General features: G+C 67.7%; 16 protein-coding genes. 6 read left to right on the top strand and 10 right to left on the bottom strand.

The window, feature by feature from the left end:
• Positions 1-31: 31 nt before the first annotated feature.
• Entirely contained in the window at positions 32-1,813 is a 1,782-nt protein-coding gene (locus ACVN90_RS17055) for a UxaA family hydrolase (RefSeq protein ID WP_475099390.1), read from the bottom strand.
• Here ACVN90_RS17055 and uxaC point away from each other — a divergent pair.
• The 6 genes from uxaC to ACVN90_RS17025 all read left to right on the top strand — a co-directional run bounded on the left by uxaC (position 1,812) and on the right by ACVN90_RS17025 (position 14,123).
• Positions 1,812-3,263 (top strand): glucuronate isomerase, encoded by a 1,452-nt coding sequence (gene uxaC / locus ACVN90_RS17050; RefSeq protein WP_475099389.1) that lies wholly within the window; start codon positions 1,812-1,814, stop codon positions 3,261-3,263. The two genes, ACVN90_RS17055 and uxaC, sit on opposite strands and share 2 nt — an antisense overlap.
• The gene (locus tag ACVN90_RS17045) at positions 3,260-4,708 is read left to right on the top strand and encodes a tagaturonate reductase (protein WP_475099388.1); all 1,449 of its coding nucleotides are present in this window, start codon (positions 3,260-3,262) and stop codon (positions 4,706-4,708) included. Before uxaC ends, ACVN90_RS17045 begins: the two co-directional genes overlap by 4 nt.
• A complete protein-coding gene (locus ACVN90_RS17040; protein ID WP_475099387.1) occupies positions 4,708-5,628 on the top strand; it encodes a sugar kinase in 921 nt (306 codons plus the stop codon). The genes ACVN90_RS17045 and ACVN90_RS17040 overlap by 1 nt, the downstream gene beginning before the upstream one ends.
• A 16-nt stretch (positions 5,629-5,644) precedes the next feature.
• Positions 5,645-6,247, top strand: coding sequence for a bifunctional 4-hydroxy-2-oxoglutarate aldolase/2-dehydro-3-deoxy-phosphogluconate aldolase (locus ACVN90_RS17035; protein ID WP_475099386.1), 603 nt, complete (start codon positions 5,645-5,647; stop codon positions 6,245-6,247).
• Between the two features lie 157 nt (positions 6,248-6,404).
• Complete coding sequence (locus ACVN90_RS17030; protein ID WP_475099385.1) at positions 6,405-11,276, top strand: OmpL47-type beta-barrel domain-containing protein; 4,872 nt, start codon at positions 6,405-6,407, stop codon at positions 11,274-11,276.
• A 102-nt stretch (positions 11,277-11,378) separates the two neighbouring features.
• A complete protein-coding gene (locus ACVN90_RS17025; RefSeq protein WP_475099384.1) occupies positions 11,379-14,123 on the top strand; it encodes a PxKF domain-containing protein in 2,745 nt (914 codons plus the stop codon).
• A gap of 247 nt (positions 14,124-14,370) precedes the next feature.
• Here ACVN90_RS17025 and ACVN90_RS17020 read toward each other — a convergent pair whose 3' ends face one another.
• The 9 genes from ACVN90_RS17020 to ACVN90_RS16980 form a co-directional block, all read right to left on the bottom strand.
• Positions 14,371-14,544, bottom strand: coding sequence for a twin-arginine translocase TatA/TatE family subunit (locus tag ACVN90_RS17020; protein ID WP_475099383.1), 174 nt, complete (start codon positions 14,542-14,544; stop codon positions 14,371-14,373).
• Positions 14,545-14,557: 13 nt separating this feature from the next.
• Positions 14,558-17,302, bottom strand: coding sequence for an exo-rhamnogalacturonan lyase family protein (locus tag ACVN90_RS17015; protein ID WP_475099382.1), 2,745 nt, complete (start codon positions 17,300-17,302; stop codon positions 14,558-14,560).
• A gap of 58 nt (positions 17,303-17,360) precedes the next feature.
• The gene (locus ACVN90_RS17010; RefSeq protein ID WP_475099381.1) at positions 17,361-17,900 is read right to left on the bottom strand and encodes a LacI family DNA-binding transcriptional regulator; all 540 of its coding nucleotides are present in this window, start codon (positions 17,898-17,900) and stop codon (positions 17,361-17,363) included.
• A complete protein-coding gene (locus ACVN90_RS17005) occupies positions 17,893-19,098 on the bottom strand; it encodes an SGNH/GDSL hydrolase family protein (protein ID WP_475099380.1) in 1,206 nt (401 codons plus the stop codon). The genes ACVN90_RS17010 and ACVN90_RS17005 overlap by 8 nt, the downstream gene beginning before the upstream one ends.
• 3 nt (positions 19,099-19,101) lie before the next feature.
• Positions 19,102-19,713 carry a hypothetical protein gene (locus ACVN90_RS17000; RefSeq protein WP_475099379.1) on the bottom strand — a complete coding sequence of 204 codons (612 nt, stop codon included), beginning with the start codon at positions 19,711-19,713 and terminating at the stop codon, positions 19,102-19,104.
• Position 19,714: 1 nt separating this feature from the next.
• Positions 19,715-20,635: a carbohydrate ABC transporter permease gene (locus ACVN90_RS16995; protein ID WP_475099378.1), complete on the bottom strand. Its 921-nt coding sequence runs from the start codon at positions 20,633-20,635 to the stop codon at positions 19,715-19,717.
• Positions 20,632-21,615 carry a carbohydrate ABC transporter permease gene (locus ACVN90_RS16990; RefSeq protein ID WP_475099377.1) on the bottom strand — a complete coding sequence of 328 codons (984 nt, stop codon included), beginning with the start codon at positions 21,613-21,615 and terminating at the stop codon, positions 20,632-20,634. Before ACVN90_RS16990 ends, ACVN90_RS16995 begins: the two co-directional genes overlap by 4 nt.
• A gap of 16 nt (positions 21,616-21,631) precedes the next feature.
• Positions 21,632-22,927: an ABC transporter substrate-binding protein gene (locus ACVN90_RS16985; RefSeq protein WP_475099376.1), complete on the bottom strand. Its 1,296-nt coding sequence runs from the start codon at positions 22,925-22,927 to the stop codon at positions 21,632-21,634.
• Positions 22,928-23,043: 116 nt separating this feature from the next.
• The gene (locus ACVN90_RS16980; RefSeq protein ID WP_475099375.1) at positions 23,044-24,102 is read right to left on the bottom strand and encodes a LacI family DNA-binding transcriptional regulator; all 1,059 of its coding nucleotides are present in this window, start codon (positions 24,100-24,102) and stop codon (positions 23,044-23,046) included.
• Positions 24,103-24,220: the final 118 nt, after the last annotated feature.

Here is a 24,220-nt window from a genome sequence, read left to right as displayed (position 1 = left end):
TCCGATCTCTCACACTGTTGACAGCGGCTCGTCAGGTAACGGCGCCCACGTGCCAGGGAATGAACTCCTCGCCGCCGATCTCGAGTTCCTCGCTGACCGTCTGCTCGCCGGATGCGACGGCGAGGATCTTGTCGAAGATCTCCTGGCCCACCGCCGCAATGGTGGCGGTGCCGTCCACGATGCGACCGGCATTGATGTCCATGTCCTCGTGCATGCGGCGGTACATCGGCGTATTCGTCGCCACCTTGATCGAGGGGGAGGGCCGGCATCCGAAGACCGAACCGCGACCCGTGGTGAACACGACCACGTTCGATCCACCGGCCACCAGGCCCGTCACCGACACCGGGTCGTACCCTGGTGTGTCCATGAACGTGAACCCACCCTTCGGTGCGATCGGTTCCGCGTACTCGTAGACGGCGGACAGATCGGCCTGACCTCCCTTGGCGACGGCGCCCAGCGACTTTTCGAGGATGGTGGTGAGCCCCCCGGCCTTGTTGCCAGGCGATGGATTGTTGTCGAGCGAGCCCTCGCCCGCCGCCATATACGACTTCCACCACTCGATGCGATCCAGCAGGCGCTCGGCGACCGCGGGACTGATCGCTCGCCGAGTAAGCAGATGCTCGGCCCCGAACACCTCGGGCGTCTCGGCCAGCACCGTCGTTCCGCCATACGCCACGATGCGGTCCGAAGCCCAGCCCAGCGCTGGGTTAGCCGTGATCCCGCTGAAACCGTCGGAGCCGCCGCAGTTCAGGGCGAGTACGAGCTCGCTGACGTCGACGTTCTCGCGTCGACGTCCGTCGAGCACCGGAAGCATCTCTTCGACCGCGGAGATCCCCGCGGCGACGGAAGCGCGCACCCCGCCCACCTCCTGGATCGTCAGCGAGCGCACCAGCGTGTCGTCGGGGATGTCGGCGAGCAGGGGATTCGCCGTGTCGGCGGGCGCGGGTCCGACAGTCGGTAGCCCGAGAAAGACACCACCACCCTCGCGATCGGTGAGCTGTGAGGTCGAGATCATCTCGCAACCTAGTCCGAGCACGAGCACCCCGCCGATGTTGGGATGGGATGCATAGCCGCGCAGAGTGCGCAGCAGCAGACGCCCGCCCTCGCTGGTGGGAACCAGCCCGCAGCCCGACTGATGCGTGAGGGCGATGACTCCATCGACGTGGGGGAAGGCCATCAGCGCGCTGGCAGGGAACTGTCTGGCGATCAGCTGCGCCGTTGACGCCGAGCAGTTCACGGAGGTGAGGATGGCCAGGTAGTTCCGTGTTCCCACCCGTCCGTCTGCTCGGCGATAGCCCCGGAATGTGGGCCGAGGGCCGTCGGGAACCGTCAGGGCCGTGCTCACCGTTGCGATCTCGTGTATTGAACTTGCCTCGAAGTAGCCCAGATTTCGTGAGTGCACGTGCTGTCCCGGCTCGATCGGCGCGGTGGCAAGCCCGATGGACTGTCCGTACTTGTGCACCGCCGCCCCCACGGGCACTCTCCGGCGGGCGACCTTGTGCCCGCGCGGCACCGTCTCGCGCACTGTCAGCGAATCGTCGCCGAGCGGAACCCGCTCGCCCGGGTGCAGCTCGCGCGTGGCGACTGCGACGTCGTCGTCGGAATGCAGCAATAAGAGGTCCGCACTGGTAGGCGCCGGATGGGGAGTCATCGTTTTCCTCTCCGCGTGACGGTCGGCGACAGCGCCGGTCACAACTTGGGACGAGATCCAGTATGCCTCAAGAAAACGTTTCCTGAAAGCGTTTTTTTCGCTATGGTGTACGCCATCGCCCGGTACTTCGATCGGGCGGAACTCGATTGTCTGGATCCGCATGACATCTGCACTCGTCCTTCCGGATGCCGCCACCCGCCCGTGGGAACTGCACGAAGACCGTGCGCTTCCTGCCGACCCGGCCGCCCGTGAGATCGCTCGGTCTATCTATGCCGAAATCAAGAATCTTCCGCTCGTATCGATGCACGGGCACGTGCCGGTCGAGTGGTTCGCCGACAACAGCTCGTTCGGCGACCCGGCGCAGCTGCTGGTCACCCCCGATCACTACCTGATGCGCATGCTGGTGTCGCAGGGGGAGGACCTCGCCGCTCTGGGCGTCCTCCCCGAGGACGGCAGCAAAGCCGCCGAACAGGATCCGCGAGCCATTTGGCGCCGATTCTGCGAGGGATGGCATCTCTTCCGTGGCACGCCGACGAGGTTCTGGCTCGAGACAGAACTGGTCGAGATTTTCGGTGCCTCGGAGCGCCCGTCCGCGGAGACCGCGGACGCGCTGTTCGACAGGATCCAGGCTGTCATCGACGAACCGCAGTTCCGACCGCTTCCGCTGCTGGATCGGTTCCGAATCGAGGTCATCGCCACCACGGACCCGGCCTGGTCGTCTTTGGAGCAGCACAAGGCGCTCAGGGACCGCGGGTACGGTGCAAGGATCCTTCCGACATTCCGCCCGGATCCGCTGCTGCAAGTCAATCGCGCCGAGTGGCGTGGAGAAGTCGGGCTGCTGTCTGATGCCAGCGGCGTCGACGTCTCTTCGTACGAGCGGTACCTGGACGCACTCCGCGTTCAGCGCGCCGCGTTCAAGGCCGCCGGTGCGCGGGCCACGGACCATGGGCATTTGACCGCGGAGACGCAGCCGCTCGGCTACCGGGAGGCGAATCGGATCTTCGACGCCTCGCTGCGCGGCGAGGCGACCGCCGACGAGGCGGCCTCGTTCAACGCCCACATGCTGCTCGAGATGGCGTCGATGGCTGCTGAGGATCAGTTGGTGATGCAGATCCACCCGGGCGTGCTCCGCGACCACGACGGGACGGTGGCAGCGAGGTTCGGGCGTGACAAAGGCTATGACATCCCCATCGCGACCGAGTACACCCGGGCGCTGCGACCCCTGTTAGAGCGGTTCGGCCACCATCCCGGGTTCCGGGCCGTCCTCTTCGCCATCGACGAGGACGTCTACTCTCGCGAGCTTGCGCCGATCGCCGGCGTGTACCCATCGGTGCGATTGGGTGCGCCCTGGTGGTTCCTCGATGCCCCGGATGCGATGCGTCGGTTCCGCGAGGCGGTCACCGAGACAGCCGGCTTCGCGAACATGTCGGGGTTCGTCGACGACACTCGCGCGTTCTGCTCCATCCCGGCCCGACACGACCTCTCACGCCGGATCGATGCGGGCTATCTGGCCCGGCTCGTGCTCGAGCACCGACTCGATCTGGACGAAGCGATCGACACCGCCATCGACCTGTCGTACCGGCTGGCCCTGACTTCGTACGAAGGTCGATGAGGGTGCAGCAGCTGAACGCTCGGGCCATCGCCAGGCCCGAAAGACCGTCCACGGTCCTTCAATTCGGAACCGGCAACTTTCTGCGCGGATTCGCGGACCAGATGATCCAACGAGCGAACGACGCCGGGCTCACTCGCCATGGCATCACCCTCGTGCGCAGCGCGGGGGGCGCGAGCAGCACCGCCGACGCGCTGCGGGCGCAGGACGGGATCTACCACGTTCTGCTCGAGGGGATGGAGGATGGCCGGCTCTCCAGGGACTGGACGCTCGTCACGTCGGTCCATCGCCTCGTATCTGCGGTGGATGACTTCGCTGCATATCGGGAGAGCTACCTCTCGCCCGACCTGAAGATCATCGTCTCCAACACCACGGAGGCCGGAATCGTCTGGGAACCCGACGACCTCGACGCACAACCCCCCGCCTCCTTCCCCGGAAAGGTCGCCGCCCTGCTCCGGGACCGCTGGGAGCACTACGCGGGATCGCCCGACGGGGGTCTGCACGTCATCTGTTGCGAGTTGATCGAAGACAACGCGACCACCCTCCTCGAACACGTGCTCCGCCACGCGCAGGGCGCGGGGCTCAGCGACGATTTCACCGACTGGGTCATGCAGTCTTGCCACTTCCACGACAGCCTCGTCGACAGGATCGTGCCAGGATTCCCCGTCGGCGAGATCGACCAGCTGGAGGCTGAGATCGGGTTCGCCGATCGATGCCTGGTCAAAGGCGAGCGGTACGGGCTTTGGGCGATCGCCGGCGATCCGTCGTTGCGGGAGATCTTCCCCCTCGACCGAGTCGGTCTGCCGGTGCGATTCGTGGAGGACATCGCCCCGATCCGCACCATGAAAGTGCGGATTCTCAACGGGCTGCACACTTCGATGGCGGCGATCGGCCTCGCGTCCGGGCTCGCCACCGTGCGAGCGGTGGCAGCCGATGCCGATTCGGAGTCCTTCCTGCGCCGCTTGCTCGACGACGAGATCCTGCCGTCGATTCACGGCGAGCAGAGCGAGAAGGATGCATTCGCCGAGGCAATTCTCGAACGTTTACAGAACCCGGCGCTGGAGCATCGCCTCGCCGACATCGCGTTGAACTCCTTCGCGAAGTGGCAGGCCCGTTGCCTGCCCGTCGTGGTGGACGCGTGGCACGCCGGCCGGCCTGCGCGGCGCACGACGTTCATCCTTGCGACGTTGATCGCGCTCTATGCGGGTCGCGCCGGCATCGAGTACGAGCCTCGCGACGATGCGCGCATCGTGTCGGCCGTGCGAGAGGCGCTCCAAGGGGCTGATCGCGAACGGGGCGTGAGACGAGTGCTGGTCGACACCGGTCTGCTGCCGGAGGGCCACCCGTCGCTGAGCAGACTCGCCGTCGAGGTCGCCGGTCACATCGCTCAGATCGAGCACGAAGGGGTCAGGACGACTCTGCACCCTGCCACGGTCGGAGACCGCTGATGGAGGCCGTCACCGCGCCTGCGCGCCGAAGTGTCGATCTGCTCACGATCGGCGAGACGATGGCGCTGGTGACCTCGGCCGAAGCCGGCCTCACCGAGGGGGCGCCGCTCCTCCTCGGAGTAGGGGGAGCCGAGAGCAACGTCGCCGTGGGGGCGGTGATGCGGGGCCTGCGGACGGCGTGGGTGTCGCGCGTGGGAAGCGACACGCTGGGCGAGATGATCGTGTCGTCGGTGGCCCGGCGGGGCGTCGACGTATTCATCCGCGTCGACACCTCCCGTCCGACGGGCGTCATGTTCAAGCAGTCTTCGCCCGTCGGATCGACGGTCTTCTACTACCGCGCCGGTTCCGCGGCGTCGGCTCTGTCCCTCTCGGACTTGGACTCGGCTCCGCCCGCCCGTCTCGTGCACACGACCGGTATCACCGCCGCGCTGTCGACGAGCTCGCGCGAACTGGTCGAAGCGGTGGTCGACGGCGCAGTGGCGCCGGCGATCACCAGCTTCGACGTGAACTTCCGGCCCGCGCTGTGGAGCTCCAAGCAGCAGGCCGCGGAAGCGCTGCACCAGCTGTCGCGTCGTGCGGACATCGTGTTCGTCGGCCGTGACGAGGCCGAGCGGCTCTGGCACACGACCACTGTCGAAAGCGTGCGTGAGCTGCTTCCGGACGTTCCGCACCTCGTCGTGAAGGACGGGTCGGTGGAAGCCGTCGAGTTCGACGGAGATCGAGTCACCCGCGTTCCCGCGAACCCGGTGGACGTCGTGGAGCCGGTCGGGGCCGGCGACGCGTTCGCGGCCGGCTGGCTCGCCGCCCTGCTGCAATCCGGCGACGCGACGGCACGGCTTCACGCCGGACACACGTCCGCGGCGGCCGTGCTGCGCAGCCGACACGATACCGCCGAGGAGCCGGACCGTGTCCGGCCGTGAAACGAAAGAGTTCCGTATGACCGCCGAGTACTTCGAAGCCACCTTCGCCGACGTCCCCGTCATGGGGATCTTCCGTCGACAGGGGCTGGCTCGGACGCTGCAGCTCGCCGAAGCAGCATGGAGCGTAGGGGTTCGTGTCATGGAAGTCCCGGTGATGGGCGCCGATGACATCCCCGTGCTGCGCGCTGTCGTGCGGGCCGCTCGTGAACGAGGCTTCGACGTCGGCGCCGGCACGATCGTCTCCGTCGATCAGGTTGATGCTGCCGCGGAGGCGGGCGCCGCTTTCACGGTCGCCCCTGGGTTCGATCCCGCGGTGGCGCGAGCCAGCGTCGACCGCGGACTTCCGCACATCCCGGGTGTCGCGACCGGCAGCGAAGTGCAGGCTGCTCTCGGCCACGGGCTGACATGGCTCAAGGCGTTCCCCGCGGAGCGCCTGGGACCGCAGTGGATCCGGCATCTCCGGGGTCCGTTCCCCCACGCGCAATTCGTCGCCACCGGTGGAGTCACCCCCGAGACCGCCGCGTCGTTCCTCGAAGCGGGATGCCGGGTCGTCGCTCTCGGCTCGGCGTTCGACACGGAGGAGCAGATCGCCAAGCTCGCGGGGCTCCTCGAGAGGTGAGCTGCGCGCCGGCAGCCTCGTCGCCTCGCTCGACCGCGGTCGGCCGCCGATCATATCGCTCGAATCTGTTGACTTGACCAGGAGCACCGGCTAGCCTGAAAAAACGCTTTCTGCAAGCGTTTTTTTCACGAGCACCGCAGCTCTGAGAGGAACACCGATGTTCGTTTTCAACCGACGACCCGCGACAGGAGTGGCGCTGGGTACAGCCGTCGCCGTCGCACTCGCCGCATCGCTGACGGCGATCTCCGCGCCGGCCGCGTCTGCCGCAGAGGCATCTGCTTCCGCGTTCACCGGTTACACCGACAAGAGCGGACTCGAGGCCGAGGGCCGCGCCGTCGTGGCGAGCGAGCAGCTGCTCGTCACCGACGGATCGGCGCCGACCGGAACGGGGACGACGTACTACGTCGACTCGCAGGCGGGAGCAGATAGCAGCAACGGCACCTCGGCGGGCACGGCGTGGAAGACGCTCGCGAAGGTGAACGCGACGGTGTTCCAGCCGGGTGACCGCATCCTGCTCAAGGCGGGCAGCACGTGGGCGGCCGATGGAACCACGGTCGCCAAGGAGGCCTACGACTACACGAACTGGAGCGCCGGCGTGCCCACGGACGTCGCAAAGGCCGACCCTACGGCGCTGCTGGCGCCGAAGGGCTCCGGCTCGACAGCGGCTCCCATCGTGCTCTCCAGCTACGGGACCGGCGCAGCGCCCCAGCTGGACGGCCGGGGTGTGGTCAATGACGTGCTGCAGTTGACGAACCAGCAGCACTGGGACATCTCGAATCTCGACATCAGCAACGTCACCGACGGCTTCGACCCGTCGAAGTTCCAGCCGGGTCTCAACGACGGCCTCAAGGCGGGCGAGGAGAACCCGAAGACGGGCGACCTGCGCGGCATTCACGTCCAGGGGGAGAACGCGGGCACGCTCAGCGGGTTCGAGATCCACGACGTCTTCATCCACGACGTCAGCGGTGTGATCTGGTCGATCGGCAACACCGGTCTCGACCGCTCGAAGCGCACCGGCGGCATTCTCTTCGAGGGCCTCAAGGGCGACGCGCACACCGTCTCGCAGTTCCAGGACGTGATCATCCGCGACAGCTACATCGCCAACACGTCGTTCGCGAACATCATGTTCAAGCAGTTCTCGGGCATGGGCGAGTACCGATACCAGGACGTCGACCCCGGCTGGGGCGACCGCGCGGTCGCAAAGGCCAGCAGCACCGGCGTGATCACCGAGGACCCCGACTGGCGCCCCCACACGGACGTGGTGATCGAGGGCAACTACCTCACCAACCGCGACACCCAGTACGGCTGGGACTCGGTCTACCTCACCAGCGTCAAGGGCGGCACTGTCGACGACAACCTCATCGACGGAGCCGGCGTGTCGGGCATCGAGCTCTACTATTCCGACGACATCGTCGTGCAGAACAATGAGGTCGCCGAGCTCGAGACGCGGGCCAACGCGGCCGACTCCAACGGCATCGACCCCGACCGCGGGACCTCGAACATCCTCATCCAGGGCAACTACGTCCACAACTCCGGTGAGGGCATCCTGCTGTGCGGCTTCGCCTTCAGCACAGCAGTGGTGCGCTACAACGTCATCCAGGACGTCGACCGCAACTACGTCAACCCGCATGGCAACGCCGGCGTGAACGTCATCTACAACAATCTGATGTACAACACGCAGAAGCCGGTGAAGAACAACACCGTCGGCTTCTTCGAGTCCTCGGGCAGCGCGAGCGAGTACCTGTTGGCGAAGAATCCGCATTGGGTGCTCAACAACGTGTTCGTCAACACCCGTGCCGACGTGACGGCCGCCGCGTTCCGTACCGAGTTCCCCGGCGTCACCTTCCGGGCCAACGCGTACTACGGCCCCAAGGTGACCGCGCCCGCCGCCGACACCCAGGCGATCACGGCCGACCCGAAGCTCGGCGGCAACCCCGCCGACGACGTCGCCAACGCCGCCATCGCGTCGTTCGACTCGCCGCTCATCACGTCGGGCTCCGCCGTCGATCTCGCGGCGATCGCTCCGGGCTTCGCCGCCCGTGGTGCGGCCGACACGAGCAGCCTGCCGATCGGGGTCGACATGTTCGGCGTGCCCCTCACGACCCCGCCGACCGTCGGACCGACCTCCTACGTGCCCGCTCAGGGCAAGGGCCTGCTCACGGGCGTCGTCGTCGACGCGTACGGCAGCCCGGTGGGAGGTGCCACCGTCGCATACGGGTCGGGCACGGTGACCGCTGACACCGGCGGCCGCTACGCGGTAGAAGCAGCGCCGGGTGCCTTCTCGCTCACCCCGAGCGCGACCGGCTACAGCGCCGGCGCAGCCGTCGCCGTCAACCTTCCAGCCGGGTCGACGGTGAACACGAAGCTGACGCTCGGCGAGACGACAGCCACCACCGGAACCCTCACCGGGACCATCACGTCTTCGGGCACCAAGCTCGCCGGCGCGACCGTCTCGCTCGTGAAGGACGGCGCAACGGTCGCGACGGCCACCTCGGACGCAGCCGGTTCGTACACGCTGAGCGACGTGGCCAAGGGCACCGGGTACACGCTCACGGCCGGCAAGACCGGTTACGTGACGGGCTCCAAGGCCGACGTCGAGGTGAGGGCGGCGCGGACGGTGACCGTGGACCTCGCGATCGCCGCCGAGCGGAAGGAGACCGAGTACGCGATCAATGAGACGTTCGATGACGAGTCGACCGGTGCCTTCACGCGGACGGCGGACAACAGCCTGGTCGCCGTGACGAACTCGGCCGTCGGATCCATCACGATCGGTGACGACGCGTCGCGCGCGGGAAACAAGTACCTTCGCATCGCGAAGACGAGCAGCAGCTCCGGGGCGCTCGTCGTGCACAACCCGACCGAGCTCAACCTCACGGGCACGGTGACGGTCGAGGCCCGCATCCAGCGCACCACGACCACCGGGTCGCCGAACCAGGTCGCGATGTACTCGTTCACCGAATCGAGCTGGAGTGCGTCGAACCCCGCCGCGTCGACCAACCCGGCCGGGACGTTTGGCCTCTCCAACGGCAAGATCATCACGCACAACGTCACGGGGGCGAGCACGATCAAGAACGTCGCGGACTACGCGGTGGGTCGCTGGTACACCGTGCGCAACGTCATCGATCTGAACTCGGGCACGTTCGACTTCTACATCGACGACATGAAGACGCCGGTGCTGGCGGATCAGCCGCTGCGCACCAAGGTCGATGATCTGGACTACTTCGAGTTCTTCGTGAATGGTTCCAACGTCGGCGACATGCTGATCGACTACTTCCGCGTGAACACCGGTGATCCCTACGACTACGACGACGCGTCACTCGTCTCGGTCGAGGCGACGAGCGGGGCGGCTGCGGTCGAGCTCACGTCCTCCGGCGACGAGTACGCCGGCACCGTCGACCCGCACACCGAGAGCGTGTCGATCAAGGCCGCGACCGCGAGCCCGTTCGCGCACGTCACCGTCAACGGGGTCGATGAGACCGCCGGCGGTGCCGTGGACGTCGATCTCGCCGAGGGGTCGCAGAGCGCGGACACATGGGTCACCGCGGTGCCGATCGTGGTGACCGCCGAGAACGGCAGCAAGAAGACGTACACCGTCTCGATCTCCCGCACCAACCCCAACCAGTCCAACTCGCTGCGCGCCTTGGGCGTCGACGGGTACGAGCTCTCGCCGGCGTTCGATCCGGCACGGCAGGGGACGGACGACCCGTACACACTCGCGCAGGAGCTGCCCGCGACGGTCGGGTCCATCACACTCACGTGGGCGCGCGGATGGACCGGTCAGCAGGTCCAGGTGGGCGGTGACCTCGCCGCGGCCGATGCCACACAGGCGACCGTCGATCTGGAGCCCGGCGAGAACGAGATCATCGTCACGTCGGACTCGTTCCCCGGCGATTTCGCGAGCTACGTGATCCGCGTGACGGTCGCCGCGCCCGCGGATGTCACGGCACCCGTGGTGACGGCGAGCACGGCACCTGCCGTCGCCGACGGCACGAACGGCTGGTTCGTGTCGCCGGTGTCCGTCAGCCTGTCCGCCACCGATGCCCAGTCGGGCGTGGCGAGCGTGGAGTATCGGCTGGGTGACGGTGCGTGGAGCGCGTACGGCACGGCGGTCTCGATCCCTGCAGGCACGACGACGTTCAGCTATCGGGCCACCGATGTCGCGGGCAACGCCTCGGAGGTCCAGGAGCTCCCGCTGAAGCTGGATCTGACCGCGCCCACGGTCTCGGGTTCGCTCGTGGAGCGGTCGGTCGAGGTGTCGGCATCCGATGGCGGCTCGGGAGTCGCCCTGGTCGAGTATCAGGTCGATGCGGGCCCGTGGTCCGCATACTCCGCCCCCGTCGCGGCCCCTGACGCCGCCGCGCACATGGTGTACTTCCGTGCGACGGACGTCGCCGGTCAGGTGAGCACCACGGGTGTGGTGAGTATCCCCGCGGCTCCGCCGGCGGGCCGGGTTCCCGGCGCACCCACGGGTGTGACGGTGGCACTCGGTGATGCCGCGGCGAAGCTCACCTGGGGGGCGCCGACCGATCCGGGGACGTCGGCCGTGACCGGCTACACCGTCACGGCGGTGCCGGGCGGGAAGACCTGCACGACCACGGGCGCGCTGACCTGCCGGATCGAGGGCCTCACGAACGGGACGGCTTACTCCTTCCTGGTCACGGCGACCAATGCCGTCGGCACGTCGGTGGCCTCCGCGCCCACTTCTCCGGCGACGCCGTCGTTCGCGCCGGGCACGGCCGGGAACGTGTCGGTCTCGGTCAGCGCCAAGGCGCAGTGCGTGAACGCGAAGCCGTCGCTCGCGGTGTACGTGCTGAACAAGGAGTCGGTGGCGGTGACCGCGGTGGTGACGACGGCCTACGGGACGCAGACCGCATCCCTCGCCGCGGGCAAGGCCGTGTACCTCACGTTCACCACTTCGGGCGCAGCGATGCCGGCGGCCGTCGCGTCGATCGACGCGACCAAGACGGTCGGCGGTGCCCCCGTCACAACCACCTACGAGGCCGGCTACACGGCGGTCTCCTGCAACTAGCGATCGGGCCGGCCGGGATCCGCGTCCCGGCCGGCCGGCGCTGACCGCGCCGTCTCGCCGAGGCGCGGCCGAACAGCCAGATTCTCTTCAAGGACGTGCACCATGACCGCCATCTCATCCCTTCGCCGGCGAGCCGTCGCCGTGCTCGTCGCGGTCGCGGTCGTGGTCGCAGGCAACGTCGCCCTGGCGGTCGATCCGGCCGCCGCGGCTGCGGTGCCGAGCGCTCCTGCGGGGGCGACGGTTGTGACCGGTGACAGGGCGGCCCGGGTCACCTGGCCGGCCTCGGCAGATGACGGTGGGTCGGCGATCCTGCAGTACACCGCGACTGCTACGCCCGGCGGCCGCTCCTGCACGACCGCCGGCGAGTTGACCTGCCGGATCGACGGTCTCGTGAACGGCAAGTCCTACACGTTCGCGGTGACCGCCACGAACGCGTCGGGCACCTCGTCCGCGTCGCCGCCCAGCGCGCCGATCACCCTGTCGTACCCGATCGGTGGAGCGGCCACGTCCATCGCGGTCAATGCGCGGGCGCAGTGCACGAACGCGGTTCCCGTGCTCGCCGTCTACGTCCTCAACAAGGAGTCCGTTCCGGCGGATGTGCAGGTGACCACGGCACTGGGAGACCGAACAGTCTCGCAACTAAGCGCGGGAACACCGAACTACATGACGTTCGCGGCGAGCGGGAAGAATCTGCCTGCGGGGGTCGCGACGATCGTTGCGACCAAAACGATCGATGGCGTCCCGAAGCCGACGACGTATGAGGCGGCCTACAACGCGGTGGACTGCGACTCCGCGGGGCCGATCATCACGTCCACCGTGACGCCGCAGGCGAACGCGTTCGGCTGGCACAACAGCGACGTGTCGGTGCGGTTCGCCTGTGTCGACGACAGCGGGGTCGCCGGGTGCGCGGGCGACGTGACTTTGACGAACGAGGGGCTCGGGCAGACCGTGCCCGGTGACGCCGTCGACGTGCTGGGCCACCACTCGAGCACGGTCGTCGGTCCGGTCAACATCGACAAGACCGCTCCGACACTCTCTGGAGCGCTCGTGGCCGCGCCAAACGCGGCGGGCTGGTTGAACGATGATGCGGTGGTCGAGTGGGCCGGCGACGACGGGCTGTCAGGCCTGGATCCGGCGACGCAGCCCGCCGCGACCACGGTGACGGGCGAGGGGAGCAGTCTCAGCGCGGGCCCGGTCACGATCTCGGACAAGGCCGGGAACGTGAGCGCACCCGCTACGGTGACCGGCATCAAGATCGATCGGACGGCGCCGGTCGTGACCGGGAGCCCGAGCACGCCGGCGAACAGCTTCGGGTGGTACCGCGACGCCGTCGTCGTCGACTTCACCTGTCAGGATGCGCTCTCGGGTGTAGCCGAGTGCCCGACCAGCCAGCTCGTCTCCGGGGATGGCGGCAGCCAGAGCGTCACCAGCGCACCAGCCGTCGACCTCGCGGGGAACACCGCGACCGCGACGGTGTCGGGCATCAACATCGACGGAACGGCGCCGAGCACCACCATCGATAACCAGTGCGTCCGCGCCAACGGCTACTGCACGGGCGCCACGGCCATCGTCGTCATGACGGCGACCGACCAGGCGGGCCTGTCGGGGTTGGCGCAGATCCACTACCGCATCGGCCAGGGCGACGAGCGCATCGTGGATGCCGCGACCGCGACCGTCGAGGTGCCGATCGACGCGGCGGGCGGTGCCACCATCACCTATTGGGCGGTCGACCGGGCCGGCAACAGCGAGGAGCCCAAGTCCACCGAGCTGCTCTGGGACGCCATCGCACCCACCGTCACCCACACCGTCTCACCGGCCGCGAACGCCAACGGCTGGAACAACACCGACGCCACCGTTCACTTCGACGCCCGCGACAACGACGCCGGTTCCGGCATCCATCCCGGAAGTATCACAGGTGACACCACCCTGACCAGCGAGACGAACGGCACAGAGATCACCGGGACGGCTCGCGACACCGCCGGTAACATCGGCAGCGACACGGTGACCGTCCGGATCGACAAGACGCAGCCGACGATCACCGCGGCGATCGTCGCGGGAACTCTCGGAGCCAACGGGTGGTACACGTCGCCCGTGACGGTGCGCTTCACGTGCACGGACTCCCTCTCCGGCGTCGCTGCGTGCCCCGACGACTTGGTCCTGTCCGACAACGGCGCCTCCAACACTGCGGCCGGCACGGCGACGGATCGGGCAGGGAACACCGCGTCGACGAGCATCGGCGGTATCAAGATCGACCGCGAGAAGCCGCAACTGCGCAAGGCGGACATCTCCGTCGAGGGAGGCACGTTCATGCTCGGGGCCGTCCCGACGGCGTCGTGCGCGGCGACCGATGCCTACTCGGGTATCGCGGGGTGCGTCGTGACGGTGACGGGCGGAACCGCGAACGGAGTCGGAACCTTCTCGTACACGGCCGTCGCGACCGACCGCGCAGGCAATAGGACCACGGTGACCGGCACCTACCGGGTCATCTACTTCTTCCTCGGCTTCCTGCCGCCCGTCATCGACGTCTACCCCGCACTGCCGGTCGTCGGGATCCACAAGTCGGGCAGCACCCTCCCGGTCCACTTCGTCCTCTTCGACGCGAATGGGCGCGTCGTCCAAGCCAGCACCGCTCCGAAGTGGCTCTCCCCGACAAGGGGACCCGCGACGACCGCCCCACTCACCCAGACGGCCTTCGCCCCCGCCACCGAGGACACGGGAACCACCTTCCGCTACTCCCTCGGCCTCTACCAATACAACTGGAAAGTCACGGGCGCCGGCTACTACTGGCGAATCGGTGTCCAGCTCGACGACGGCCAAACGCACTACGCCACCCTCGGCGTCCGCTGACCCGACTCCCGTCACGCGCCACGGACCCACGCGAGCGAGGGCGATGTTGCCGTCCACTTAGGTGCGATACGAGGGTTCACCCATCTCGACCGATGGGAGCGGACGGAGTGTGGCATGTCGGAGTCATACCGCCCCGCGAGCGTCAGGCAGATAGGCGGGAAGTCTTGCGATGGATGTTCTTCGCATCAGCGCCGCGACCTTGGCCAACCGCGGTGGATCGGCGCGTCTCGCCCACCCACCGTTGTGTTTACGTGTCGGTCGTCTGCTTCGGATCCGGTTCGACCTCTTTCGTCTCCTTCTTGAGGATTCGAACGGATTGTCCGACGCCCTTCGCGAGCGCGGGTAAGCGGGCCGCTCCGAAGAGGAGCAGCAGGACGGCAAGAAGAAGGATGAGATGCCATCCGCCGATGTTCGCGAGCATGTCTGGCCTGACTTCAGATCTGATCGCCGACGAGGGCGAGGTTCTGGATGGCGGCGAGCCCGTATTGAGCGCTGGCGTTGGTGCTGAACGGCGCCTCATCGATTGGGTTGAGCACCGCGGGTCCTTCGACGTGTGTTGCTGTGAAAGCGAGGCTCTCGGGGTAGCCGGCGTGGCCGGTGCGGAACTCCCGCCACGCGCGCTGTGCGAGGGCGATGTCGCCGAGCTTGTGGGCTGCGTAGGCCGTCGCCCGCGAGTACGCCTGTCGGAGGTTCTGGCTTCCCCACGAGGACCCGGTGATCGCGATCTGCTCCGCCGAGGTGCCGTTGTAGAGCCGGCAGTAGTTGACCCATTGTTCTGTCACCGTCGGGTCGTCGATGAGTTCGATGAGCTCCGTCATGAGTTCGAACAACCCGAACACGGAGTCCAGCGACCCGACATCGACGCTCTTCTCGCTGGGCCCGCTGAATTTGCCGTCGGCGAGGTTGTATCGCACCTCTCCGCCCTGCGACCACCCGTTGGGGAGCGCGGCGATCGTCTTGGCGCCGTTGATGAGCTTCTCCTGCGCGACCGGGTCGCCGTTGCGCTCCCACTCGGCCAGCCAGGCCAGAGCGAGCGCGCCCCAGTCCGTCGTCGTAGAGACGCCGAGCGCATCGGGTTGCGGGTTGTAGACCTCGTCGCGGATCTTGCGGGCGGGGTCGAGCACCAGGAAGGTCTTGTCGGCGTCGACGAGGTCCTTCATCAGGTCGCCGACCCGCTCGTCGGCGGTGAGGAAGTAGTAGAAACGGCGGTAGCCGGCGTTGCTGATCCGCTGCTGCTTCGCGCTGTCGCCCCAGTGCATGATGCCGTGGCGGGTTCCGAGGTCGCGGTACTCGCCGAGGTGGTAGACGTCGACCTCGCCGGTGTGACGTGTCATGGCTTCGGCGAAACGGAAGGCCGTCGCATCGCCGGTCCGCAGGTAGTGGTACCAGAGCCACATGTCGGTGCTGAGCTCGGAGTTGTCCCAGGCGTAGCCGCCGATGTCGTACCGCCACACGTGCCGGTCGCGATCGTAATCGTGGATCACGTCGCCGTAGTCCCAGAACCCGTACCACGACCGCTGGTCGACCTGCTGCACGTAGTGCTGGTGCATGACGGCGAGCTTGTCCTCGACCGCGATCTTCTTCATGTTCGACCGATCGACAGGCGCCCAGGAGCCGAACACCCCTGCCGAGTGGTTGTGCTCGGGAGAGCTCACCAAGAGCGGCGGGGTGGCGTTCGCGTCCGCGAGGGCGCTGAAGTCGGCGGCGGTCGGTGTGGCGCCCAGAGCCCAGAAGCTCAACTCGGTGGTGCGGGCAGTGCCATAGGGTGAGCCGAAGCCGGGCTCGTAATCCTCGTAGGTGATCTCGAGCGCGTCGAGCTGCTTCGCATAGGTGTCCTGTCCCATGCCGTCGTGATAGAACCGGAGGTCCATCGCGTCCGCCTTCGGCGACCACATCCACGCCGTGGCCGTCGCCTTGTCCGTCGCGGCACCCGAGATCTCGAGCTCCGTGGGGTGCAGCTGCCAGAAGTTGCGCATGCCGAAGGCGAGGCCGCCTCCGGGGCTGCCGACGTAGGCGAGACCGCGGGCCCGCTTGCCTGAATCGACGCGAATCCAGGAATGCCCCGCCTTCGTGCGCTTGCGGATCTCGAACCCGTGGGCTGTGAGCTGGCTGAGGCTGTAGTCGCCCCACGCGGGGATCCACTGCAGTCGCGACGTCACGCGCTGATCCCACGTGGCGGTATCCGGGGTCCACGTCCCCGCGATCTGTGCGGCGCGCGCAGCGGCGCCCGGGTCGCGACGGAGCCCGGTGATGCCCCGGACGGCTTCGCCGAGGACGCCGGCAGCCTCGCCGGCGAACCGGATGTGCCGGTCGTGCAGCTGCGCCGAGAGCGGCACGGAGAAGCTGAAGCCGATGCCCGTGATGAAGTCTTTGGTCTCGTCGCCGTCGAAAACGAAGCTGTGCACGACGCGGACGCCGTCGGATCCGGCGTAGAGGTAGAACCGCACGTCGAACGGGAGCCATGTGCGGTTCCCCTTCTTGTGGTTCCCCGTCACGCGCACGACGGCGCGGACCGGTCCGCTCTGCTCGACCTTGGCATCGGACACCTGGCTCTGGAACTGCTCTCGGGCGACCTTCTCGGCTCCGTCGGTGTCGGGCTGATCCTGACGGGAGGCGACGAGCCGGCCGTTCTCCGCGATGACCGTGTCGCCGCGACGGATCGATGACACGAGGTTCGCCCCGTTCTTGGGAAACTCAACGCGGATGACGCCGGTGTCCACGACGACGCGCCCCGGGTTGTCGGAGACTGAGATCGCTGTCGCCGGCGGCGCGGGTGTCCCAGGTTGTAGCGAGTACCCGGCAGTTCGCCCGGATGCTCCGCTCAGGGCGTGCGCGGTCCACTTCACGGAGCCGTCTGGCCACCACCCCGTCGGCCAACTCTGCACCGGGACGGACTCGCCCGCCTCGGAGACCAGAGCGAACGTCTGCTCCGGGCTCAGCGCACCGCGCGGCCACGGCACGCCCCAGGTCGTCCCGGCGACGAGTTGCGCAGGTGTCCCACCTTCGAGCCAGCGAACAGGGATCGGCCCGTGTCCCGTGAGGGCATGCGGTGCAACCTGACCGAACGCGCCGCGCGCGAGTGGCGCCGCGCTGGCGGCCGACGGGGTCGACGACACGAAGGCCGCAGCGACGCCCGCAGCGACCGACGACTGAAGCAGAGTTCGACGACTGATGTCCATTGGTGATGACTCCTCGATGAATCTGTGGAGCCGTCGCTGGCTCCGACCGCCACCGAAACTAGGACGAAGCCTCGGCCGCAGTGATCAATCGGACAAAATCGGTCAGGATCGGCGAATCCACGTCCGCGTGGGAGGAGACGCTCAGAACGACAGGGACGCCCCCGTGCCCTTTGTAATGATCAAGTTCTACGGCCACCGCGGCGCTCGGAGCGGAGGTGGAGTGCAGGACGACGATGGAGCGCGGCCGCTGTCCTCGAAGAACCCGGACGATGCCCGCGGCCCTGTCGGAGGCGACCGGGCACGCGGTGATCTGCGCGAGGAGGCCGGCCTCATCCGCAAGCCGATGGACGAGCTCGGCCGTGCGCATGATCCTTAGGTCGGTGAGCGCGTCGACGACGATGAGGACCGTGGTCGACCTGCGTCGTGCAGTCGCTTGCGCTCGCACGTCGACGGCATAGCCGAGCTCCGCGGCGGCGTCGCGCACCCGTTTCGCGTTGTCGTCCCGCACGTTGCGCGTCGATCCGTTGAGCACGCGAGACGCCGTCGACTGTGAGACTCCGGCGGCCTGCGCCACTTCGACAAGCGTGGTCTCAGCCATGCCCGGCTTCCAGCTGCACCGGAGTGCCCGCAGTCGTGAAGGCTTCGCGGAGCACTCCGGCGAAACGGTGCCCCATGACGAGGTGCGTCGACGCGTCGGGGTGCAGATTGTCGGGAAGCGGCCGGACGACGGCATCGGCTTCGCCATACAGAAGCCGGCCGTCGATGTGATGAATCGCGTCGTCGCCCGCGGCACGGCGCCGTTGGACGACCCTTTCGAGCTCGACCCGAATGGCCTGGAGGCTGAGCTTTCCGTCACGCATCTCGTCCGCTCTGCCCAGCGTGCGGTACGCCGCGGACTCTCCGTCGCGGACAGGGTCTGCGACGGTGGGACCCGGAGCCTTCTCCACGATCGGGCACAGGATCGGGCTGACCACCAGCAGCGGCGTCGCGGAGTGCCCGTCCCGGATCGTGGCGATGAACCCCTCGATGGCGGATACGAAGGCGCGCCGGCGCATCGCGTCATGGTTCACCACATTGATCCCGAGCTTGATCGAGATCACATCGGCCGGTGTGTCGCGAATCGTTCTCGCGGCGAACGGGTCAACCAGCGCGTTGCCTGCGAATCCCAGATTCGTGAGTTCCACGCCGACCTCCCGTGCGGCGACGGCCGGCCAGATGCGGCTGGGCGAAGCAGCACCGGAGCCATGGCTGATGGAACTGCCGTGGTGCACCCACCGCCGCCGCTGAGGCGGCGGCGCGGCAACAGCACCATCAGCTCTCAACGCGGCGATCGTGACCGTCTCCTGCTGCGGAAGCCAGATCTCGACGCTCGCCGTCCGGCCGGGCAGATCGGGAAATGGGAGAGTCGTCACCGGCGCGTGATCCGCCTCGGCGACCTTAGTTGCGAAGTGCAGGCGATAAAGACCGTGCTCCACCGCGTGGCACCGGCCAGCCAGTTCACCGTCGATCAAGAGGTCGAACGCTCCGGGCGGCGGGACGACCCCGACCGCTCCCCCGTCGAGCCCGTCGACCGCGACGGGCCGCAGCACACGCACGTCCAGTTCCACGGTCCGCGCGTCGGTGGTGAAGCAGACGCGCACACCCGCCCCCTGGGTCGCGGCGCGGCGCACCCAATCGTCGGGAGCCATCGCGATGGCCTCTGGCGTCAGCCGCGTGAGCCGGATGCCCTCATCGGTGTGCTCGAGATGCGCGGCGCCTCGGATCTCGACGCCGCTAAGCGGCACGTCGCGCAGCATTTCTCACCCGCCGATGCCGGGTTCTGCGCGGCTCAGGCGTCGCATCTCGACCCCGACCCCCGCCAGCGCGAGCAGTCCGCCGCCGATGAGGACGAGCGGCGGGTACATCCATGCGAAGACGGCAACCCCGCCGACCGCCGCGGCCAGCAGGACCGAACCCACCGGGTCGCCCCACGTCAACCGGAGCGCCTCGCGCCCCTGCCACCGCCACCCAGCGCCCGGCACCCACCCGGCGGCGAAACGCACAGCTACGAGCACAGTGCCGACAGCCGCGCCGAGGAGGACGAGGGTCACCGCGCCCTTGCCGGGCACGTCGACGAAAGTGAGAAGCCAGAGGTCCACCGCGATCGCGAGGAGCGCCGCGACGAGGGCGATACCGGGGAGCAGGAGTGTGCGCAGCGCGGTTCCCAGGTCCTCGAGAAGGGGACGGATGCCGTCGCCCTCACCCGTGACGTGGCGCTTGAGGTGCCGGACACCCGTCGCCAGTCCCGCGAGGGCGGTGATGGCCGGCAGCGCGCACACCGCCACGACGATCCCGACGAGCAGCGTCTCGCCGAAGAGGGCGAACCCGTGCGAGTGCAGCATCCGCTTCTTCGTCGACTGCGCGCGTGCCATGTCAGCCCTTCAGCCCTGACGACGCCATGCCGCCGATGATGTACCGCTGGAACACCAGGAAGAACACCAGCACCGGCACGAGCGCCAGGACGGCCATCGCCATCTGTGCACCGAAATCCGACGTGGAGGTCGCATCTACGTAGAGGCGAAGGGCGATCGGCATCGTGTACAGGTCGGGGTCCTTCAGATAGAGGAGCGGACCGAAGAAGTCGTTCCAGGTCCAGATGAAGGCGAAGATCGCTGTGGTCACCAGGGCCGGCCGCATTAGGGGCAGCATGATCGAGAAGAAGATACGGCCGTGCCCGGCACCATCCAGGCGCGCGGCTTCGTCGAGGTCGCGGGGCACACCGCGCATGAACTGCACCATGAGGAAGACGAAGAAGGCCTCGGTCGCCAGGTACTTGCCCAGCAGCAGCGGGAAGTAGGTGTTCACCAGACCGGCCTGACTGAACACGATGTACTGCGGGATGATCACCACGTGGAACGGGAGCAGCAGCGTCCCGATCATCAACGCGAACCAGATCCCACGGCCCGCGAACGAGATGCGCGCGAAAGCGTATGCGGTGACGGCCGACGAGGCCACCACCCCGATCACGGCGAGTACGGCGAGAGCCATGGAGTTGCCGAAGAACGTCCAGAAAGAGATCCCTGCGATGCCGTCGAACGCCTTCGCGAAGTTCTCGAACGTGAACTCCTTGGGCAGCAGCCCCACGTCACCGACGATTTGATCGCTGGGTTTGAAGGACGACAGGATCATCCACGCTGCAGGGTACAGCACCACGACCAGCAGCGCCAGCGAGAGGACGTGGAAGACCACCGACCGCGCCATGGCTTTCGGTGTCCGGCGACGGCGGTCCGAGGACCGCTGATCCGATCCTGTCGTGATCGCGCGGGTGGTTGTGAGCTCGTCGGTGAGTGTCATCGCGAGTCGCCTCCGTAGTGCACCCAGAACTTGGAACTCCGGAAGAAGATGAGCGTGATGATTCCGACCACGACCAGCAGGATCCACGCCATCGCCGATGCATAGCCCATGCGCAGTTCCACGAAGCCCTTCGTGTACATGTACAGCGTGTAGAAGAGGGACGAACCGGCAGGACCACCGGTGCCGTCCGAGATGATGTAGGCCGAGGCGAACACCTGGAAGGCATTGATCGTCTCGAGGAGCAGGTTGAAGAAGAGCACCGGCGACAGCATCGGCAGCGTGATGCTCCAGAAGCGCCGCCAACGGCCCGCGCCGTCGACGTCGGCGGCTTCGTAGAGCTCCTGGGGGATGTCCTTCAGGCCTGCCAGGAAGATCACCATGGGCGCACCGAACTGCCAGGTGGCCAACAGGATGAACATCGGCATCGTGTAGTCGGGGTTGCCGACCCACCCGCCCCAGTCGAGGCCCAGGGCCGCGCCGATCCGATCGACGATGCCGTTGTCGATGAACATGGCGCGCCAGACGATCGCGATGGAGACGGAGGCCCCGATCAGCGACGGCGCGTAGAACGAGGAGCGGTAGAATCCCTGTCCTCGTCGGCTGTTGTTCAACAGCATCGCGACGGCGAGGGCTGCCGCCAGCTTGATCGGCGTTCCGATGAGGACGTACACGAGCGTCACCTGTGCCGATTGCAGGAACCGCGGGTCGGCGAACAGCTGCTCGTAGTTCTGCAGCCCGACCCACTGCGGTGGCTGGAAGAGGTTGTAGCTCGTGAAGGACAGATACAGCGACGCGACCATCGGTCCCGCGGTGAGCAGGAAGAATCCGAGCAGCCACGGGAGGAGGAAGGTGTAGCCGGCGCGGTTCTCGTGGCCGTTCGTGCCGGAGCGGCGACGCTGCGTGCGGGATGTCGGAGGTGCGGCCGTGGCCGGCGCGACGTCGGTCGCGCCGGCCACGGGGGAATCGATGGTCATGGTCATCTCCGGATCCGTCGGATCAGAGCCCGGCCTGCTCGGCCTCAGCCCACCACTGCTCCGCGAACTGGTCGACCGTGATCTTTCCGTACATGAGGTCGCCGTTCAGGCGGGTCCACGATGCCTCGAGGGTCGCGAACGACTCCGGAAGGACGGGAGCCGGCACGGTCTCCTGGTCGGCGAGCGAGTCCCGGTAGGCCAGCGACTTCGCCTCGAGCGAGCCTTCCTCGAAGTCGAGCGCATCCAGCTGCTCGGACGACGCCGGGACGCCGCGGGACGTGCCGAAGATCTTCGCCGCCTCCGGATCGTTCGCGAAGAAGTCCAGCAGCTCCGCGACTTCGGCCGGGTGCTCGGTGTTCGACGCGCCGGCGAGGTGCAGCACGGTGTAGAAGACGTCCTTGTCGCCTTCGGGCCCGGTGGGCACCGGCAGGGTCTCGAGGTCGGCGATGTCGGTGTACCGCGAGAAGAAGCTGTCCCACGTGAGGGAGCTCGCGGTCTCCTGCTGGGCGAACCCGTCGGCCGGCGCGATCTGCGTGGCGCGGTCGGGCGGGAAGAACGCGCCCGCCTCGCGAAGGGGCGTGGTCAGGTCCATCCACTCGACGATGTCGTCCTGGGTGAAGTTAGGTGTGCCGTCCTCGTCGAACGGCTCGACGCCGTTCTGCAGAAGCCACTGCAGGAAGAACCACGAGGTGATGCCCTGGTCGTAACCGCCGTACACGGGGCTTCCCGCGGCGTTCGACGTGCCTGCCGCCGTGACCTCCTCGATCCAGTCGTTGAGGTCTTCCCAGGTGTAGTCCGCATCGAGCGGCTCGACGCCGGCCGCCTCGGCCAGCGCCGGGTTCACGAAGAGCGCGAGGGTTCCCGTCCCCTGCGGAACGCCGACCTGGGCTCCGCCGATCTCACCGGCCTGCACGATCACGTCGTCCATCGTCGTCAGGTCGACCTGCTCGCCGACGTACGGCGCGAGATCCAGCAGAGCGCCCTTCGCGCCGTACTGGATGAGGTTGGCCTGGTCGAATTGCATCACGTCGGGAAGTGCACGAGCGGCGACCTCGGTCGAGCGGGCGTTCCAGTACGAGGGGAAGTCGGCGAAGTTGCCGTTGACCGTGATGTTCGGGTGCTTCTCCTCGAACACGTCGATGGCCGCCTGGTACATCTCGGCACGGCTGTCGTTGCCCCACCAGACGAGCTCGAGGGTGACGGGTTCGTCTGAGGTCTCGGCACCGGTGTCGTCTGCGCCGCCGGAGCAGGCGGCGAGCGCGCCCACCGACAGCGTGACCGCCATGGCCATGCCTGCGATCCGTGCTGTGTGCTTCATTGCAGTGATCCTCTCTGATCATCGGTCTCGCCGACCCCGGGTACGGGCGTCAAAGCGTCGGCGGAGGTCAATCTATGCAACGGGCACATCCCATCCGGACAAGTGGACAAAAACGATCACACCAGCGCTCCGCACGATTCGCGCACGGTGAGCCGCGGCAGCATCGTGATGTGACGCGCGGCGGTGTCGGACCGGTCCGGTGACGCGATCCGCTCCGTCATGATGCGCAGCACCTCCTGGCCGAGATCGCGGCCAGGTGCGGTGATGCTCGTCAGCGGCACCATCGCGAGGCCGGCCGTATCGTCGTCGTACGCCACGATCGCGAGATCCTGCGGGACACGGATGCCGCGATCCGTGGCGAGCTCCACGAGCCTGGCGGCGTGCACATCGGTGTGCACGATCGCCGCCGTCGTACCGGTCGCCGCGCACGCGTCGAGGAACGCTCGCAGGCCGTCATCCAGCGGCTCGCCGTCGCCCTCCTCGCCCTTCGGCAGCGCCGCGTACGGGGCGTCGGCGAGTCCGAGCCGGGCCACGGCCGCGGTGTACCCGTCGCGTACGAGCGGCGCCGTCGGTGTGCGATCGAACAGGGCGAGCCCCACGCGCCCGTGACCCAGCGATGCGAGGTGCTCGACGGCGAGCTGGGCACCGCGGCCGTGATCGGTCCGGGCGCTGTCGAAGGCGGCGAGCGCCGTGGACTCGAGCCGGCGCTCGAGGAAGACGACCGGCACCGGGATCGTGCGCACCCAGTCCGCGAGCTCGGCCTCGGTCCGATGCCTCATCGTCGGCGCCAGGATGATCCCCGCGACACCCACGTCCACCAGCCGCTCGGCCTGCCGCTGCTCGAGCTCCTCCCGGTACTGCGAGGTCGCGAGCACGACACGCGTTCGGCCACCGCGGGAGGCGGCATCCATTCCCCGTACGATCTGGGGAAAATAACTGACGGACGACGGCACGACGACCCCCACGTTCGCCCGCGCGGGCTGCGCCACCGACGGGGCGCCCAGCGCGATCGCGCCACCGTGCACGCGGGCGAGCCTTCCGGCCCGCTCGAGCTCGACGATGTCGCGGCGCACCGTGACCTGAGAGACGCCGAGCTGTTCGGCGATGTCTGCCGCGCTGGCGATGCCGTGCAGCTCGAGCTCACGCAGCAGATGTTCGTGGCGTGTTCTCGGCAAGGAATTCTGTCCGGCCATGTGCGAAGTCCGTTCGTCGCAGTCTGATCCGCATGACCGTTCGGTGATCGAAATTGTCCGAAAGGGCGGATGGCTACAGGATCGTAATACACGATCGGCA

This window comes from Microbacterium sp. F01 (assembly GCF_056156365.1).
The sequence above is the reverse complement of the archived record's forward strand: the minus strand, read 5'-3'. Positions and strand labels throughout refer to the sequence as shown.